Source organism: Acaryochloris marina S15 (assembly GCF_018336915.1).
Lineage (GTDB): Bacteria > Cyanobacteriota > Cyanobacteriia > Thermosynechococcales > Thermosynechococcaceae > Acaryochloris > Acaryochloris marina_A.
On sequence record NZ_CP064923.1, the window covers coordinates 3782927 to 3798391 of the forward strand.

The following is a 15465-nucleotide window of genomic DNA, read 5'->3' on the forward strand; positions in this document are numbered from 1 at the left end:
TACCTAACTGGGGATAAGAGGGCTAAGAGTTATGGCATCGGGCAAGTGCCGATTTTACCTTTTTTGAAGCAGAATCCGATCAACGAATTTTAGAATGAGTCGATTTGACTCTGGCGTGGGGTGGAGGTTATTAAGGATGGCTTGTAAAGCTCCATCCGTCTCCAGATACCGATCTTGATAACGGGTAATGCGGGCAGCTAAATCATGGTGGTCCACCTCTGGATGAAACTGAAAGCCATAGAACGGTTTATCCATTACTTTAAAGGCATGGTAGGGACAACGCTCTGTAAATGCCAGTAATTGGGTGTGGGGCGGCAGTTTGAATGCCCGCTCTTTATGGCCAGAAACGACTAAAAATTGATCGGGAGTATCTGAGAACAACCGATCTTCGCTTGCAACTGACGTCAACTGCATTGGATAAATCCCCATTTCCATGTTTTTGGGATCATGGATGACTTTCCCGCCTAAGGCCTCAACCCCTAACTGGAAACCGAAGCAGGAGGCAAACACAGGAATAGCTTGATCGACACAATGCTTGAGTAATTGCTTGGCAGATTGCACGAATGGATACTGATCGGGCTTGAGGACTGAAGCGTCGCTTGATCCGCCGACGAAGACAGCATCATAAGTATCTGCATAGTCAGGGGCAAAATTGGGTTGATCAAACACGTTAAGGACGGCGAACTGTTTTTCATCTAGCTGACCATGACGTGCAAACTCCTGTAGCTCTTCCCTTCGTGTCACTTGATCGTCACGAATTTGCAGATAGAGGATATGGAGTTTTGCTCGATCTATAGTCATAAAAAGCCGTTATAGATAATTCTTAAGAAGAAAATACAGTGGCATCCGCCCAATTGATATGGCTAAAGTCACCACTAGCCTTTAGCAATCGTGAGCAAGACAGAGCTGTTGTAAGCACAACGCAGTCCTAAATTCCATTCATAACTTAATGCTCCTTCATAATCTCATTTGATGCTAAAGTATTTCTTAATAATTAGATAGAATTGGCGTTATGACCCTTTCTCAAACTGCGGTCTCGCGTCCCCAGATCTTTATCTGTACACTACTGAGTTCAGTATCTTTAGTTGACCTTTTGAGCCAGATTTTGGAGGGCGAACGTTATAGTTTGGTTCATGCTACCTATGACAATTTCTTGGAGATAGTTGAACAAGGCAAACATCGTATTGATTGCCTCATTGTCGAAGAGAATGCCGCACTCCCTAAAATTGTGAGTCATTTGCACCGTGAAGCGATTTTGTTGCCTGCTGTGCTGCTACAGGTTGAGGCATCGGTAGCCAATATTCCTCAATCAAATTCACTGGATAGTGCTCAGCAACAAGATAGTTGTTACCACATTGCTGAAGTGAGGGTGGAGTATGCCCCAGAAGATGTTGTGTCCAGTATCGATCGTGCGATCGCACAATTCCTACAGCTCTCTAAAGCATGTCGTTTACCCACTGCAGCGAAAAAACAACATGCAAGTGCAGTCATCCAGAACAGTCTAGCGACTCAGCAGCAACGCCTGTCCCAAAAGCTAAAAGAACGTCTGGGTTATATTGGCGTTTTCTACAAACGAAATCCTCAGCAGTTCTTCCACCAACTTACTGAAGAAGAGCAAGCGGACTACTTAGCGACGTTTAAGCGGGATTATCGAGATATCATTCTCAACTATTTTCGGCAGGATAGTAATGTTAACCAAGAAATTGATGACTTCGTGACTCAAATCTTCTTTGTTGATATCTCAATCTTAAAAATATTAGAAATTCATATGGAGTTAATGGATGCTTTTGCTAAAAAACTAAAGCTAGAAGGCCGCAATGAAGATATTCTGCTGGACTATCGCTTAACCTTAATTGATATCATGGCCCATTTATGTGAGATGTATCGTCGCTCCATCCCTAAAACCCGTTAGTTATTCAAGACAGATCAACCGTAATCCCCTGCCATGAGCCCTATTAGAAAGACCTATGTTCTTAAACTCTATGTTGCTGGCAATACACCCAACTCTGTCAGAGCTTTAAGAACACTAAATCATATTCTTGAAACTGAATTTCAAGGCGTTTATGCCTTGAAAGTAATTGACGTATTAAAAAACCCACAACTTGCCGAAGAAGATAAGATTTTAGCCACACCTACCTTAGCAAAAGTCTTGCCCCCTCCAGTTCGCAAAATTATCGGCGACCTTTCGGATCGTGAGCGAGTCTTGATTGGTTTAGACCTGCTCTATGAAGAACTTTCCGATGGCATTATGGAGTACTAATCCCACATAATACTGAAGTGACTTTGTATCATTCTGCTTTTATTCGACTTTTAAAATTTTTATTTATTACGGTTTAAATGACCAATGAAAAAAAGCAACTCATCCCAGCATAAAAATAATCATAAAAAGAAAGTCGAAGTAAAAAAGATCCTGACTCGTATCGAAGGCTTTGACGATATTAGTCATGGTGGCATACCGGTGGGGCGAACCACCTTGGTCAGTGGCACCTCTGGAACTGGGAAAACAATGTTCGCGATTCAGTTCCTCTATCACGGCATTGTTTACTTTGAGGATCCGGCTGTCTTTGTCACCTTTGAAGAATCTCCAAAAGACATTATTCAAAATGCATTGAGTTTTGGGTGGGATCTTCAACAATTAATGGATGATGGAAAATTATTCATTTTGGATGCTTCTCCTGATCCAGAAGGACAAGATATAGCGGGAGAATTTGACTTATCCGCATTAATTGAGCGCATTCAGTATGCGATTAGCAAGTATCAGGCCAAAAGAGTTGGTGTTGACTCCGTTACTGCTATTTTTCAGCAATATGATGCCGCGAACGTCGTGCGGCGAGAAATCTTTCGATTAACCGCTCGCCTCAAGCACATTGGGGTGACGACCGTCATGACCACGGAGCGTGTTGATGAATATGGTCCTGTGGCTCGGTACGGCGTTGAAGAATTTGTGTCTGACAATGTGGTCATTGTTCGCAATGTCTTAGAGGGGGAGCGCCGCCGCCGCACCTTAGAAATTCTGAAATTACGAGGCACCAGCCATATGAAAGGAGAGTATCCTTTCACGATTACGGCTGATGGCATTAATATCTTCCCGCTAGGAGCAATGCGCCTTACTCAGCGATCGTCTAATACCCGCGTCTCTTCTGGGGTAGAAACTTTGGATGAGATGTGTGGGGGTGGGTACTTTAGGGATTCGATTATTCTCGTGACGGGTGCAACGGGAACTGGAAAGACCCTACTCGTTAGTAAGTTTTTAGAAAACGCTTGTAAGAATGGTGATCGGGCCATCTTATTTGCCTATGAAGAATCCCGGGCTCAGCTCTCCCGAAACGCTTACTCCTGGGGGATTGACTTTGAAGAGATGGAACAGAAAGGGTTGCTAAAAATTCTTTGTGCTTACCCAGAATCAGCGGGATTAGAAGATCATCTGCAACAAATTAAGTCTGAAATTGCAGACTTTAAACCCTCACGTATTTCCATTGATTCCCTATCTGCTTTGGCACGGGGAGTGAGCAATAATGCTTTCCGTCAGTTTGTCATTGGAGTGACTGGGTTCGCTAAGCAAGAAGAAATTACGGGGTTCTTCACCAATACCACCGATCATTTTCTCGGATCAAATTCCATTACTGAATCTCATATCTCTACGATTACAGATACGATTCTGATGCTGCAGTATGTGGAGATACGGGGAGAAATGTCCCGTGCCATCAATGTCTTCAAGATGAGAGGATCTTGGCATGACAAAGGGATTCGCGAGTATTCAATTAGTCATCAGGGACCGGAAATTAAAAAAGCCTTCCACGATTTTGAAGGCATCATCAGTGGTACGCCTACCCGCGTTTCTTTAGATGAAACACGCAACTTATCTCGGATTATGCAAGATGTTAAAAGCTTAAGTGAAGATGATGTGCTATAGGCAGGGGTTAGCAGGGAAGTCTGGTAGTCCTAATTCGGCAACGCCCTGTTGTAGTTGTTCTGCAGCGATACTATTGTCATGCTTTCGATGCAGAGCAATGGCTTGACTAAAGGCGTGTTGGCAGGCCTGAAGCTGTCCTTGCTTGAATAAGGCGACCCCTAGATTCTGGTAAGCCTCTGCATAGTCAGGCTGTGCTTGGATAGCTTGTTGGTAGGCTGCAATTGCCCCCGCCAAATCTCCCATCGCTCTTAGGGTTAACCCTAAGTTGTAATAGCCCACCGCCCATTCAGGCTGGAGAGTGATGACCTGTTGATATTGGTGGCTAGCCCGCTCGTATTGGCCACAGGCTTGGAGCAAGTTTGCCCAATTATTGTAAGCCCCGAGCTTTAATAGCTCAGGTAAGTTCTGCTGTACCGCCTGCTGATAGTGCTGAAGGGCCAGGGTGACCTGCCGGCATCGAGCGTAGGTGTGGCCCAGATGGTAATGCAGTTCATAGAGAATGGAGGGTTCAGGTGGATGTAGGTTCAGTCCTTTTTGCAGCAGCTCTATCCCCTGTTCAACTTGACCCATATCGACATACAAAGCCCCCAGTTTGCTGCATAGATAAGCATCTTTCGGATCTTGGGTGAGGGCGGCGGCCATGATTTGGCAGGCGCGTTGATGTTTGTTACGGGTTGCGATCGCATCTGCCTGATAGCCAAAATGCTCAATGGCAACGTCTGGTAAATGGCCCACCTGCCAATGGGGTTCTTGTTCCTGTAGGGCCAGTACTCGATCATCAATCAGTTCATGATAGGGGCGCTGAAAACGGATTTGTGGATGATGACGAAATAGACGAGAAAGCAAGGAATAAGGGGACTGCTGAGCCCCCACTTCATGACGTATTAACGTCACCGCCAAGAGGTCTTTCTGCTTCAGGCTGGCCTGAAGTTGGGGAATAATATCCTCGACCAAAACTTCATCGGCATCTAGAACCAGGACCCAATCTGACTGAACATATTGCAACCCGTAGTTGCGAGCAGCGGCAAAGTCATTCCCCCAGTCATAGTTGTAAACTTTGGCCCCAAAAGATTGGGCAATCGAGATAGTGTCATCGGTGGAGCCGGTATCCACGATGATCATCTCATCTACCCAACTCTCCACACTTTTAAGGCAGCGAGATAGGCTCGCTGCCTCATTTTTGACAATCATGCACAAACTCAGTGTCATGATTCAGCAGAATCAGTCATTAGAACAACTTGAAATTAGAAAATGCTGGTGATTTCCAATGCTTCTGATCCACCTTCTTCAATGGCTTTCATCACTTGAATCATTTGTGACCATAATAGAACCGCACTAAAGGTCACCACACAAAATGCTGTGGTGAAACCCTGAGCCCAGGACACTGCAAATATAGTTAAGGCAGACCCTAAAAAGACCCAACTACAGAGGCAAACACCTGCCGCTGGAATCAGCAATCGAAGTTCTGCAACATCGCTTAAAGGTTTGTTCGTTTTTCTTTTTACCCATTCTTCAGCTTTCTGCTTTAAGGACACTTCAAAGGCTTTTCCACAGGCTAGACCGAGTAGTGCCGCAATCAGGACGAGAAAGTAAGGGGGGGCAGGAATGTTATAAGTTGCGGGCAGGGTATACTCCATCAGTTCCTCAATATTTTGTAATCAAGCTAAGTAAAATTGTAAATCGATAGTGGAGCCCCCTGCATATCCTTTTCTAGATATTGTGGAAGTTTTTATCCCCAGCTCCTGTTATGCCATCGGTACAAAATCTTAGCTGTAGGGATTTGGCCAAACCCATGAATCCATTTAGGTGTTGAATGCTCACCTCAACAAAGCAATCTTATAGATAGAGGGGCAACAGGGAATTATGCCGAGTCGTTGACGATTAAATCAACCAGTCCAGCGATCATCCGTTCTCGCTCGAAGGGCACCACTTCTTTGGCATACAATAGCTCCTGAAAAATCACGTAATGAACCAGGCTACCGATAAAGATGCGGGCTGTTGCTTCGGGGTCCTTGAGGTTGAGACCCGATTGTGTGCTTAGATACTCTTTCAAAATTGATAGAAAACGGCGAGGTGTATGGTGACTGAAGGCTCGTGCTAACTCAGGAAAGCGGCCTGATTCGCCAATAATCAACCGCATAAAGGCTTGGAAAGGCTTATCTTCAATGATGTTTTCCAGCATGGTGCTGGCGAGATGATGGAGGACCTGCTGAGGAGGGCCTTGCAATCGTGGCCCCTCGGGTGAACCATAAACGGCTTGAAATTTATTCTCTTGCAACTGCTGAACCAAGGCTATAAACAGCCCTTCTTTATCTTGAAAATGACTATAGACCGTCGCTTTAGAAACTTTTGCTGCCGCAGCCACCCGATCCATCGTTGTCGCAGCATAGCCATGAGCCAGAAACTCCTGCATGGCACCTGACAAGATGGCGCTGCGTTTCGTCGCAGAGAGCTGACGTTCAGAGGCGGGAGTTTTGGTATCCATGGTGGGCAAAGGACGATATAACGCCAATTCAGTAATGACAACCGATTGTTTCCCTATCCTAGGGCACAGTGGGGACTGGCTTGACAGAACTAAACTAATCAGTTTAGTCTAATAGTATCAGATCTAAACTAAACAGTTTAGTTATATATTTGGCGACAAATGATGGTCTCGAACAGTGTGCCCCCAGAATCCCGGTTTAAATGGCCCCGTGTAACTATGGTTGCGATCGCAGCTGCGATTGCCTTGGGTGGGGTTTCTGTTTGGATTCTGCGACCCTATGCCAGTAACAATGCTAAGTCCGGTGTTCCTTCTGCCCCTATAGAGGTGAAGACCGTCTCTGCCCTGGGCCGACTAGAACCCCAAGGTGAACTCGTCCAGCTCTCAGCACCGAGTAGTGCAGAAGGAAATCGAATTGCCCAACTTCTTGTTAAAGAAGGAGAGGCCGTTTCCACGGGACAAGTGATCGCCGTTCTCGATAGTCGTGATCGCCTGCAAGCGGATTTGCTCACCGCTCAACAACAGGTACGGGTCGCGGAAGCCGAGTTAGCTAGGGTTAAAGCGGGTGCCAAGCAAGGCGAACTGGCGGCCCAGCGAGCAGAGATTGCTCGGTTAGATGCCCAACGACAAGGGGAAATGACCACCCAATCGGCAACAATTGCTCGCCACCGGGCCGAAGTGGACAATGCTTTAGCTGAATTCAACCGCTATCAATCCCTCTATCAGCAGGGAGCCATCTCTGCATCGGAACGAGATCAAAAGCAGTTGGTTCTGCAAACCGCCCAACGGAGTCTGCAAGAAGCCCAAGCCGTGGCCAACCGTTTACAGGCGGTTCAATCTCCTGAGTTGGTATCCGCTCGGGCTCGCCTGAGTCAGATCGCCGAGGTTCGGCCTGTAGATGTGCAAGTGGCCCAGGCCAATATTAATCAAGCTCGGGCTAGCGTTAAGCAAGCCCAGGCCAGACTGGATCAGGCTTACGTGAAAGCGCCTCGTTCCGGGGTCGTTCTAGATATCTATGCCCATCCTGGTGAAGTCGTCGGGACAGACGGCATCGCAGAACTCGGTCAAACTCAGCAAATGTATGCCGTAGCTGAGGTCTACCAGAGCGATGTCCATAAAATCAAAATGGGTCAGGCCGTTAAAGTCAATAGCGATGCTTTACCTCAATCCCTAACGGGGAAAGTGGATCGGATTAGTACCAAAGTCCGTCGGCAAAACATTATTAATACCGACCCCAGCGAAAATATTGATGCCCGGGTCGTGGAAGTCTATATCAAGCTCGATAACGGCTCCAGCCAGCAGGCCGCTCAGTTTACCAACTTGCAAGTGAACGTGAAGGTGCAGCTATGAAGGTCCTGGGACCATTCAAAAGACGGACCCCTTTAGGGTGGCTACAGCTCAGCCATGAAAAAGGCAGATTGTTTGTGGCCCTAGCAGGCATTGCCTTTGCAGATGTGCTGATGTTTATGCAGATGGGCTTTCAGGCCTCTTTGTTTGTCAGCAATACCCAACTACACCGCACCTTAAATGCAGATATTGTCCTCCTCAGTCCCCAAGCTCGAAATCTGCAGGCCCTTTCCACCTTTTCACGACGGCGTTTGTATCAAACTCAGGATATCCCAGGAGTAAAGGTTGCAGACCCCTTCTACATCAATACCCTGAACTGGAAGAATCCCCAGACCAAGCGTGAGACTTTAGTGCAGGTGATTGGGTTCAACCCCGATCGATCTGCCATCAATCTACCGGGGTTGGCTCAGCAACTTCCCCGGGTCAAACAGCCAGATACATTTATCTTCGATCGAGGCTCCAGAGGAGATTATGCTGAGTCCTTTGCCCTGATCGATCAAGGCCAACCCGTGCAGACGGAAGCGCAACGTCGCACCATTACGATTGCAGGATTGTTTGAGATGGGGGCGTCCTTTGGGGCAGATGGGACTTTGATTACCAGCGATCAGAATTTTTTGCTGCAGTTTCCCCGGCGGCAGTCGGGCAGCATCAATTTGGGGCTGATCCAACTAGAACCGGATGCAAACCCGGAGCAAGTGGTGGCCGCCCTGAAAGGTCATCTCCCTGAAGATGTTCGGGTTTTAACCCTGGAAGAGTTTATTGCCTTTGAAACGGCCTATTGGCAAGTTCGCAGTCCGGTGGGTTTCATCTTTGGCTTAGGCACTGCGATGGCCTTTGTTGTTGGGGTGGTGATTGTCTACCAGGTGTTGTCCACGGATGTAAATGCCCATGTTCGCGAATATGCCACGTTTAAGGCCATGGGCTATAAGAATCGCTATCTCTTAGGGGTGGTCTTCGAAGAAGCCATTATCTTGGCCGTCTTCGGATTTATCCCTGGGGCCATTCTTCCCTTAGGACTTTACAGTTTGGCCCGATCTGCTACGGCTTTGCCCCTGTTTATGACTACAGCCCGAGCAATTACGGTGTTCATTTTGACGGTGGTGATGTGTACCCTGTCAGGTGCGATCGCAACTCGGAAACTCCAATCCGCTGACCCTGCCGATATGTTTTAGACTTCCCCAGGAACCGTAGCCATGAATGCTCCCGTTATCTCTATCCGCAATCTTGACCACTATTTTGGTCACGGTCGCCTGCGCAAACAGGTCTTGTTTGATATCCACCTAGACATTGAGGCGGGGGAAATTGTCTTGATGACTGGACCCTCCGGCTCGGGGAAAACAACGTTACTCACCCTAGTGGGTGGGTTACGTGCGGCCCAAAATGGCAGCCTCAACATTCTGGGTCAGGAATTAACAGGTGCAAAAGAAAAGGATCTAGTACAAGCCCGTCGCCACAATGGCTATATTTTTCAGGCCCATAATTTACATCGCAGTTTAACAGCCCTCCAAAACGTGAAAATGGGGCTAGAGGTGACGGGGACTCGATCTCCCCAGGAGATGGTGGAGCAAGCGACCGCTATCCTGAATCAAGTTGGCTTGGGCGATCATATCCACTACTATCCCGATGATCTGTCTGGGGGGCAAAAGCAACGGGTTGCGATCGCACGCGCTCTAGTCAATCATCCCGCCATTGTATTGGCCGACGAACCGACGGCCGCATTAGATAGTAAGTCGGGTCGAGATGTGGTTACTCTCATGCAAACCCTCGCGAAAGAACAGGGCTGCACTATTCTGCTGGTCACCCACGATAACCGTATTCTCGATGTGGCGGACAGAATTGTCCACATGGAAGATGGCCGCTTGGAAACTAACACGCTTACATCAGAAGCCAAAGCTGCCTAGTCTTTAAATAATGCGCTCAAGGGGACGAGATTTCAGGCTCCTTGCTGTCAGACTAAGGTTTATGCCTTCCATAACGCGAACGTCAAGTTCATGACTAGCATCCGGTATTGATCAGAGAAAATTCCGTATTATCCCTGTCGCCAAAGAAGATGGAAACAAACAAGGATGAAGGAAGTGTTGTCCTTTAACACTGTCCTGCCGATATTCTTTATTGGCACTAAACCGCTCTGATGGACTTATGCGAACTCGTTGGTTTAGATATTTTGGTTGCTGTTGTCTTCCTCAAGTCGGCGTTCCTGTAGCTTTTGGAAATGAGGTGGAATGAAGAACAGACAACATCCAGTACCTTTCCTGCATTCATGGCTTCAACATTTTCTAAAACCTACATCCTCGACAGTAAATTCACAATATTCTCGATCGTCTGAACTGGGATTTGCCTTACCCCTTGCCTTGGGGTTGGGCTTTGTGATGGTTGTTTTGGGGTTGTCGACGATGATGATTGCCCAAAGCGATCGCATCTCTGCATTTAACCGCAAACAAGCCGGGGCCAGTTTAGCCATTGCTGAAGGAGGAATGGCCCGTTCCTTAGCGCAATTAACCGCTCCTAATAACGCTGTATTGCTGAATCGTAATTACGATACGATTAATCCCAAAACGGGAACAACCTACCTGGGGCCCGATGGTATTTTCAATAGTGGAGATGAAGAAGCGAGTGCCATTGATGAATGGATGGGCTATGACCCGAGTAGTGCCCCTTGCCATCAACAAAAAGCGTGGGGTAGCCCCAACTTTGCCCTGACGGGAGCCATGGGAACAACAGGATCCTATACGGTCAGAGCATATCGGTTTAATCCTCAACAGCGAAAAGGTACCCTATTTGTTGAAGCAAGTAAGGATGGCAAAACCACCGGGATTCATATCACGATTGCTGTACAACCTGATCTAGATGATTTTCCTGGATTATTGCTACACGATCCGAATGCTGACGATTCTAGAGATGTTGGTGTTTTGGCATTGCGAGGCCGACAAATTCTTGGCAGTAAAGGTAATATCTACTACTACCCCAACGGTTCAACAGATCCATCCTTAACTGCGAGTTCAGCACCGGGAGATGTGGACCGAGCCGCCTACCTCAATGCAGTATTTTCTTCCGCAGGATCTGATGGAGCAACAGGGGATACTGTCTCAGGGACGCTGTTTGCGTGTTTGTTGACGCCTATCATTCCTAACGGAATACAGGGCAGCGATTTGGGAACTATCACGACCAGTCAAACGCTAAACGGGGTTGGCAATGCGCCGACCTTTTATCAGATTGAGCAAATCGATCTGACGGGAACTGATGTGTTGACCGTTGACACCACCAACGGCCCAGTCGTGTTGAATTTTGTGGAAGATAGTGCTCCAGGACAATCCATTCGGCTAAGGAATTCAGCCAAAATCCTCAATATCCGCACGGATGGTCAACCCCCTCGTGTTGGCGATCTACGAATGCATTTGAGGGGTGGGGAGGATACGGTTTTGTTGTATGACCAAACTTGTATCCAAAGTGCATTTATTTGGTCTTTCTGGGATGAGGTTCAGTTACTGACGTCTGGTCCGGGTTGTCCGAGTGGTCAAAATACGAATATCGAAGGTGTCGTGTGGGCAGAAGGACTGTTTAGTGCGAAGAATGCACCTAGCAATCGAGATATCAATTTCCTTGACAGGGTAGGAGAACCCTTCGATACCGTTATTATCCCTAGCACTACTTCTGGCATTGCAGTGCCTGAAGATGTTAGCAGTTTAATTGACATGCTGAAATATGTTGATTATCCTGTGCGCTATCGATTTGGTGGTGTTTTGCAATGGCAGCGGGTGAGGTTGTAAGGCTCACCCCCAATCTAGGTGTGTAGCAAAACCCGAGACCTACCTAACAGCACTTCTCATCAGAACTACGGAATTCCCTCAGCAGCAATATTTATTTCTGAGAGTGAATTCCGTATTATCTCTGTCGCCAGTCATAGGTCAGGAAAGCCAGGATATGAACAGTGTTGTCCTGTAACACTGTCCTGCCCATGTTCCCCATTGGCATTTAACCCTTTCTGATCTATTTATGCTCAACGGTTGGCGTAGCTATTCAAATTACAGTTACTTTTTCATCCCTTTTACCAATCTTGGGCAGCGGGTAAGATAATGAGCAAAAAATTTTCTGCGTCTCTGTTTCGAATAGGGCGGCACAATTATCTGGATCCTAAATGCCTGGGGAGTTCTTCTGAGCAGGGGTTTGCTTTGCCCCTAGCCCTAGGCTTGGGTTTTGTGATGGTCATCTTGGGCATGTCGACAATCATGGTTGCCCAAAGCGATCGCACTTCCGCATTTAACCGCAAACAGGCCGGGGCCAGTTTAGCCATTGCAGAAGGAGGAATGGCCCGGTCCTTAGCTCAACTAGCAGCCCCCAATAATGCCGTACTGCTGAATCGCAATTTCGATACGATTAATCCCAAAACGGGAAAAACTTATCTTGGCCCCGACGGCATGTTTAATAATGGGGATGAAGAAGCCAGTGCTATTGATGAATGGGCAACCTACGACCCGAGTAATCAACCCTGTCACCAGCAAAAAAATTGGGGTAGTCCCACCTTTGCCAAAACAGGGGCAATGGGAAAAACAGGTACCTACACCGTTAAAGCCTACCGGTTTAATCCCCAGAAACAGAAAGGAACTCTATTTGTCGAAGCCAGCAAAGATGGAAAAACAACTGGGGTTCAAATCTCAATTGCAGTTAAATCAGATGTACAAGACTTTCCCGGTATTGTCTTAGCTGAGCCCAGGGGAAATCCTAAATCTACATCTTTAGCAGGGGTATTAGCTTTAAGAGGTCGAGACATTCAAGGCAGTAATGGGAATGTCTATTTCCGCCCTTCTACTTCGGCAGATCCTTCATTAACTGAGAGCGCAGGCCCCGGAGATCTTAACCGCAGCAATTATCTAAATGCAATTTGGTCTTCCACCCTTGATGGAGTCAGTGAAGATACCGTCCAAGGGAAGATTTTTGCCTGCATGTTGACGCCGAATATCCCTATCGGAGAAATGGGAACAGATCTAGGGACAATCGATGACAGCACAACCCTGGCAGGTGTTGCTGGTAAAAGTCGAACTTACTTTACTGTCGATCGAATCGATCTCAGCGGGGATGAAACATTAACGGTAGATACAACTCATGGGCCTGTGCAACTTGAATTCGCCAATGATGGTGTGTACAAGTACGGAATCACCCTTCGAGACACAGCAAAAATTCTGAATGTGCGTACAGATGGGCAACCTCCTCGTGTCGGTGATTTACGAATAATTGCCAGGGGAAATGACCGAATTAACCTCCATGACCAAACCTGTATTCAAAATGCCTTTTTGTGGTTTCCCTATGACGAATTAAGGTTGCTGACCGACGGCCCAGGATGTCCAGGAGGTCAGAATACCAATATAGAAGGGGTCCTATGGATAGAAGCTATTCTGAGTTCAAAAAATGAGGCAATCCATCGTGATGTCGAATATTTTGATCATAGTGGCCAAGATTACGACACAACTACAAAATCAGGGGAAAAATCGGGAATTGTAGTTCCTGAAGATGTGACAAGCCTGATGGATTTGCTGAAATATATTGACTGGCCTGCCCGTTATAGATTTGGTGGTGTTTTGCAGTGGCAACGGGTGAGGTTGTGACGAAAATACGTTAGCGTTTTTTATTGAGTTCAATCTCTGGCATTGCTTGCGGGTTAAGGAGAGGTGTACTCAATGGGTTAGCTCCTTACTTCCAAAGGAGAAATCTGGTTTCTCCTGTTTCATTATTCTGCTGTGATTTACCATGTTCCGATTCAATCGACCCATTAAATCTAGACCCTTTCCTTCAGAAGCAGGGTTTACCCTGGCGGAGAAGATGGTGATTGTTGCTATTGTCGGTATTGCTGCCGCGGCCTCAGCCCCAAGCATTATGGCCACCATGAATCGGGCCAAGGTTAAACAAACCATGGCTGCGGTTCGCACTGCCCTGAATGAAACCCAACGAGAAGCCATTAAAGGCAACAAGGTTTGCACCCTAACCCTCAATTTTGTGGAAGGGAAAATTACAGGACCTTGCCTCAAAACAGGCGATCGCACTCTGGAGGCCGATGTTGCCATTGCCACAAATCTAACTGACCCGAGTTCCAGCTCTGCAACTGATGAGGGACAACCCATTCTGATTGGCTCAGATGTGCAACCCTCTCTAGGGCTGAGTGATGGCGAAACTGTTTCCCAGATTGCTATGGTTCCGCTTCCTGAAGATAGAGCCAACGCGCCTAAAGCAGGTATGGTGGTCCAGGTGATCGCTAAATGTAAAGGTAATACCGAGAAAGGATTAGGTTTAGGAACCTGCAAAGACAAAAATAAAGACAAAGATGACGATGATGATGATGGAAATGATTCGCCCCCAAGTCAAGGGATATCAACCAGCATTCCTATCAAATATGGGGTATTAGGTAATCCTGAATTTGCAATTGTTAGTTCTCAACAAACGCCAACCGACCCTAGCGGCAAAATTATCTTTTACAACCCCAGTGATACCAAGGCCACTAAACGCTGTATTGCCATTTCCAACACCCTAGGTCTAACTCGTATTGGTACCTATAAAGGAGATATCAGACCTACTTCGATTACCGATTCAGGTCGTTGCTCTGCCGAGAATTGGGAGGAGCAATGAAGCACTATTCGAGGAAAAGCCTGAATCAGCACTCGCCTCAAGAGACCTCAATTTCTTGTAATGGCTTTACTCTCATAGAACTATTGGTTGCAGCGGTCATCACCAGTTTGGTGGTTAGTGTCGCAGGATTTGGGGTGATTGCGGCGACCCGAGCCAATAACCGCACTGAAGCGATTGCGGCTAGACGTCATGACTTAAGTCGAGCGTTTGATTTCATTAGCAATGAAATTAGGATGGCCAAACGCATTAACCAATCTCAAATGATCAAGGCAACCGATGCCTCTTCTATGTCTAGCGTGCTGACCAGTGCAGGGTTGAAGGCTTCGGACTGGAGTAACCCCGTTCTGTACTTAGAAATTCCCATCACCTCTCAAGTTCCAGCTATTTGCCCTGCCGGTGGCCCCAATGCGGGTTCTCCTCCGCCTCAACCCGCGACCTATGATCAGGTGGTGTATGACATCCGCCCTAGTACTCAAGATTGGCTTGCGCCTAACTCGATTCAACGGTATGGCCGTGTTCCCAGAAGTGATGGCAGTATCGACCCCTGTAGTAATCCCGTTGCTAGCGATACCTTAGTGGATGCGATCGCAGAGCAAATCGATACCACCCCTACTTGCCTTGCACCCGGTGTAATGATGGGCCAAGGGGGGTTTCAGGCCTGTGTAAAGGGCAGTCAAGTTGATTTAATGATGCGGAGTAAAATCTCTGATGTAGAAATTCATCAATTGAGTAGTAGGGCAACCTCCCGAACAATCTCTAGCCAACCCATCAATAGCCAGCCCATCCCATTTCTAACTGCGACTCAACAACCTGGTACCAATCAGATCGAATTGAACTGGCAGTGGTCTGGTGCTTTGACTGGCGTAACCTTTGAGGTGAATCAAGAAGTCCCCTCAACTGCTCAGAAATCCCAAATTTACACCGGCTCGGATATTCAGAACGTAACTGAAATGCAAGGATCTGCAGGAGAAAAACATTGCTACACTGTCATCGCCAAGGTGGATCAAACCACCAGCCCTGAGAGTAATAAAGTCTGCTTTATACAGGTCGCTAATTCAGTCTATTAATTTGGCTGGATTGTACAGTTTTAATTTTTTACTAATTTAAT

14 protein-coding genes are annotated in these 15465 nt (G+C 47.1%); 10 read left to right on the top strand and 4 right to left on the bottom strand.

Translation table 11 applies throughout. From position 1 onward, the window contains the following. Positions 1-54: 54 nt before the first annotated feature. A complete protein-coding gene (locus tag I1H34_RS17465; protein WP_212662279.1) occupies positions 55-801 on the bottom strand; it encodes a type 1 glutamine amidotransferase in 747 nt (248 codons plus the stop codon). A 211-nt stretch (positions 802-1012) separates the two neighbouring features. Here I1H34_RS17465 and I1H34_RS17470 point away from each other — a divergent pair, with 211 nt between their 5' ends. From I1H34_RS17470 to kaiC, 3 genes are all read left to right on the top strand, one after another. Then, positions 1013-1912 carry a circadian clock protein KaiA gene (locus tag I1H34_RS17470; RefSeq protein WP_212662280.1) on the top strand — a complete coding sequence of 300 codons (900 nt, stop codon included), beginning with the start codon at positions 1013-1015 and terminating at the stop codon, positions 1910-1912. Positions 1913-1945: 33 nt separating this feature from the next. Further along, entirely contained in the window at positions 1946-2260 is a 315-nt protein-coding gene (gene kaiB / locus I1H34_RS17475) for a circadian clock protein KaiB (protein WP_212662281.1), read from the top strand. An 84-nt stretch (positions 2261-2344) separates the two neighbouring features. Further along, entirely contained in the window at positions 2345-3913 is a 1569-nt protein-coding gene (gene kaiC / locus I1H34_RS17480; RefSeq protein ID WP_212662282.1) for a circadian clock protein KaiC, read from the top strand. Here the strand turns inward: kaiC and I1H34_RS17485 are convergent. The 3 genes from I1H34_RS17485 to I1H34_RS17495 form a co-directional block, all read right to left on the bottom strand. Next, complete coding sequence (locus I1H34_RS17485; protein ID WP_212662283.1) at positions 3908-5122, bottom strand: glycosyltransferase; 1215 nt, start codon at positions 5120-5122, stop codon at positions 3908-3910. The genes kaiC and I1H34_RS17485 overlap by 6 nt on opposite strands. Before the next feature lie 35 nt (positions 5123-5157). Further along, entirely contained in the window at positions 5158-5550 is a 393-nt protein-coding gene (locus tag I1H34_RS17490) for a hypothetical protein (protein WP_212662284.1), read from the bottom strand. Positions 5551-5774: 224 nt separating this feature from the next. Beyond that, positions 5775-6398 carry a TetR/AcrR family transcriptional regulator gene (locus I1H34_RS17495; RefSeq protein WP_212662285.1) on the bottom strand — a complete coding sequence of 208 codons (624 nt, stop codon included), beginning with the start codon at positions 6396-6398 and terminating at the stop codon, positions 5775-5777. 162 nt (positions 6399-6560) lie between these two features. Here I1H34_RS17495 and I1H34_RS17500 point away from each other — a divergent pair, with 162 nt between their 5' ends. The 7 genes from I1H34_RS17500 to I1H34_RS17530 all read left to right on the top strand — a co-directional run bounded on the left by I1H34_RS17500 (position 6561) and on the right by I1H34_RS17530 (position 15424). Then, a complete protein-coding gene (locus I1H34_RS17500; RefSeq protein ID WP_212666321.1) occupies positions 6561-7745 on the top strand; it encodes an ABC exporter membrane fusion protein in 1185 nt (394 codons plus the stop codon). Further along, complete coding sequence (devC, locus tag I1H34_RS17505; RefSeq protein ID WP_212662286.1) at positions 7742-8914, top strand: ABC transporter permease DevC; 1173 nt, start codon at positions 7742-7744, stop codon at positions 8912-8914. Before I1H34_RS17500 ends, devC begins: the two co-directional genes overlap by 4 nt. A 21-nt stretch (positions 8915-8935) precedes the next feature. Next, complete coding sequence (locus I1H34_RS17510; RefSeq protein ID WP_212662287.1) at positions 8936-9643, top strand: DevA family ABC transporter ATP-binding protein; 708 nt, start codon at positions 8936-8938, stop codon at positions 9641-9643. A gap of 321 nt (positions 9644-9964) precedes the next feature. Beyond that, complete coding sequence (locus tag I1H34_RS17515; protein ID WP_212662288.1) at positions 9965-11509, top strand: hypothetical protein; 1545 nt, start codon at positions 9965-9967, stop codon at positions 11507-11509. A 306-nt stretch (positions 11510-11815) separates the two neighbouring features. Further along, entirely contained in the window at positions 11816-13342 is a 1527-nt protein-coding gene (locus tag I1H34_RS17520; protein ID WP_249369348.1) for a hypothetical protein, read from the top strand. Between the two features lie 142 nt (positions 13343-13484). After that, positions 13485-14357, top strand: a complete 873-nt coding sequence (locus I1H34_RS17525) for a type II secretion system protein (protein ID WP_212662289.1) — start codon at positions 13485-13487, stop codon at positions 14355-14357. Beyond that, complete coding sequence (locus I1H34_RS17530) at positions 14354-15424, top strand: PulJ/GspJ family protein (RefSeq protein WP_212662290.1); 1071 nt, start codon at positions 14354-14356, stop codon at positions 15422-15424. Before I1H34_RS17525 ends, I1H34_RS17530 begins: the two co-directional genes overlap by 4 nt. The last annotated feature ends 41 nt before the right edge of the window (positions 15425-15465 follow it).

Coding starts and splice junctions, on each gene's coding strand:
- I1H34_RS17465 (WP_212662279.1), bottom strand. CDS start 801: ATGACTATAGATCGAGCAAAACTCCATATCCTCTATCTGCAAATTCGT.
- I1H34_RS17470 (WP_212662280.1), top strand. CDS start 1,013: ATGACCCTTTCTCAAACTGCGGTCTCGCGTCCCCAGATCTTTATCTGT.
- kaiB (WP_212662281.1), top strand. CDS start 1,946: ATGAGCCCTATTAGAAAGACCTATGTTCTTAAACTCTATGTTGCTGGC.
- kaiC (WP_212662282.1), top strand. CDS start 2,345: ATGAAAAAAAGCAACTCATCCCAGCATAAAAATAATCATAAAAAGAAA.
- I1H34_RS17485 (WP_212662283.1), bottom strand. CDS start 5,122: ATGACACTGAGTTTGTGCATGATTGTCAAAAATGAGGCAGCGAGCCTA.
- I1H34_RS17490 (WP_212662284.1), bottom strand. CDS start 5,550: ATGGAGTATACCCTGCCCGCAACTTATAACATTCCTGCCCCCCCTTAC.
- I1H34_RS17495 (WP_212662285.1), bottom strand. CDS start 6,398: ATGGATACCAAAACTCCCGCCTCTGAACGTCAGCTCTCTGCGACGAAA.
- I1H34_RS17500 (WP_212666321.1), top strand. CDS start 6,561: ATGGTCTCGAACAGTGTGCCCCCAGAATCCCGGTTTAAATGGCCCCGT.
- devC (WP_212662286.1), top strand. CDS start 7,742: ATGAAGGTCCTGGGACCATTCAAAAGACGGACCCCTTTAGGGTGGCTA.
- I1H34_RS17510 (WP_212662287.1), top strand. CDS start 8,936: ATGAATGCTCCCGTTATCTCTATCCGCAATCTTGACCACTATTTTGGT.
- I1H34_RS17515 (WP_212662288.1), top strand. CDS start 9,965: ATGAAGAACAGACAACATCCAGTACCTTTCCTGCATTCATGGCTTCAA.
- I1H34_RS17520 (WP_249369348.1), top strand. CDS start 11,816: ATGAGCAAAAAATTTTCTGCGTCTCTGTTTCGAATAGGGCGGCACAAT.
- I1H34_RS17525 (WP_212662289.1), top strand. CDS start 13,485: ATGTTCCGATTCAATCGACCCATTAAATCTAGACCCTTTCCTTCAGAA.
- I1H34_RS17530 (WP_212662290.1), top strand. CDS start 14,354: ATGAAGCACTATTCGAGGAAAAGCCTGAATCAGCACTCGCCTCAAGAG.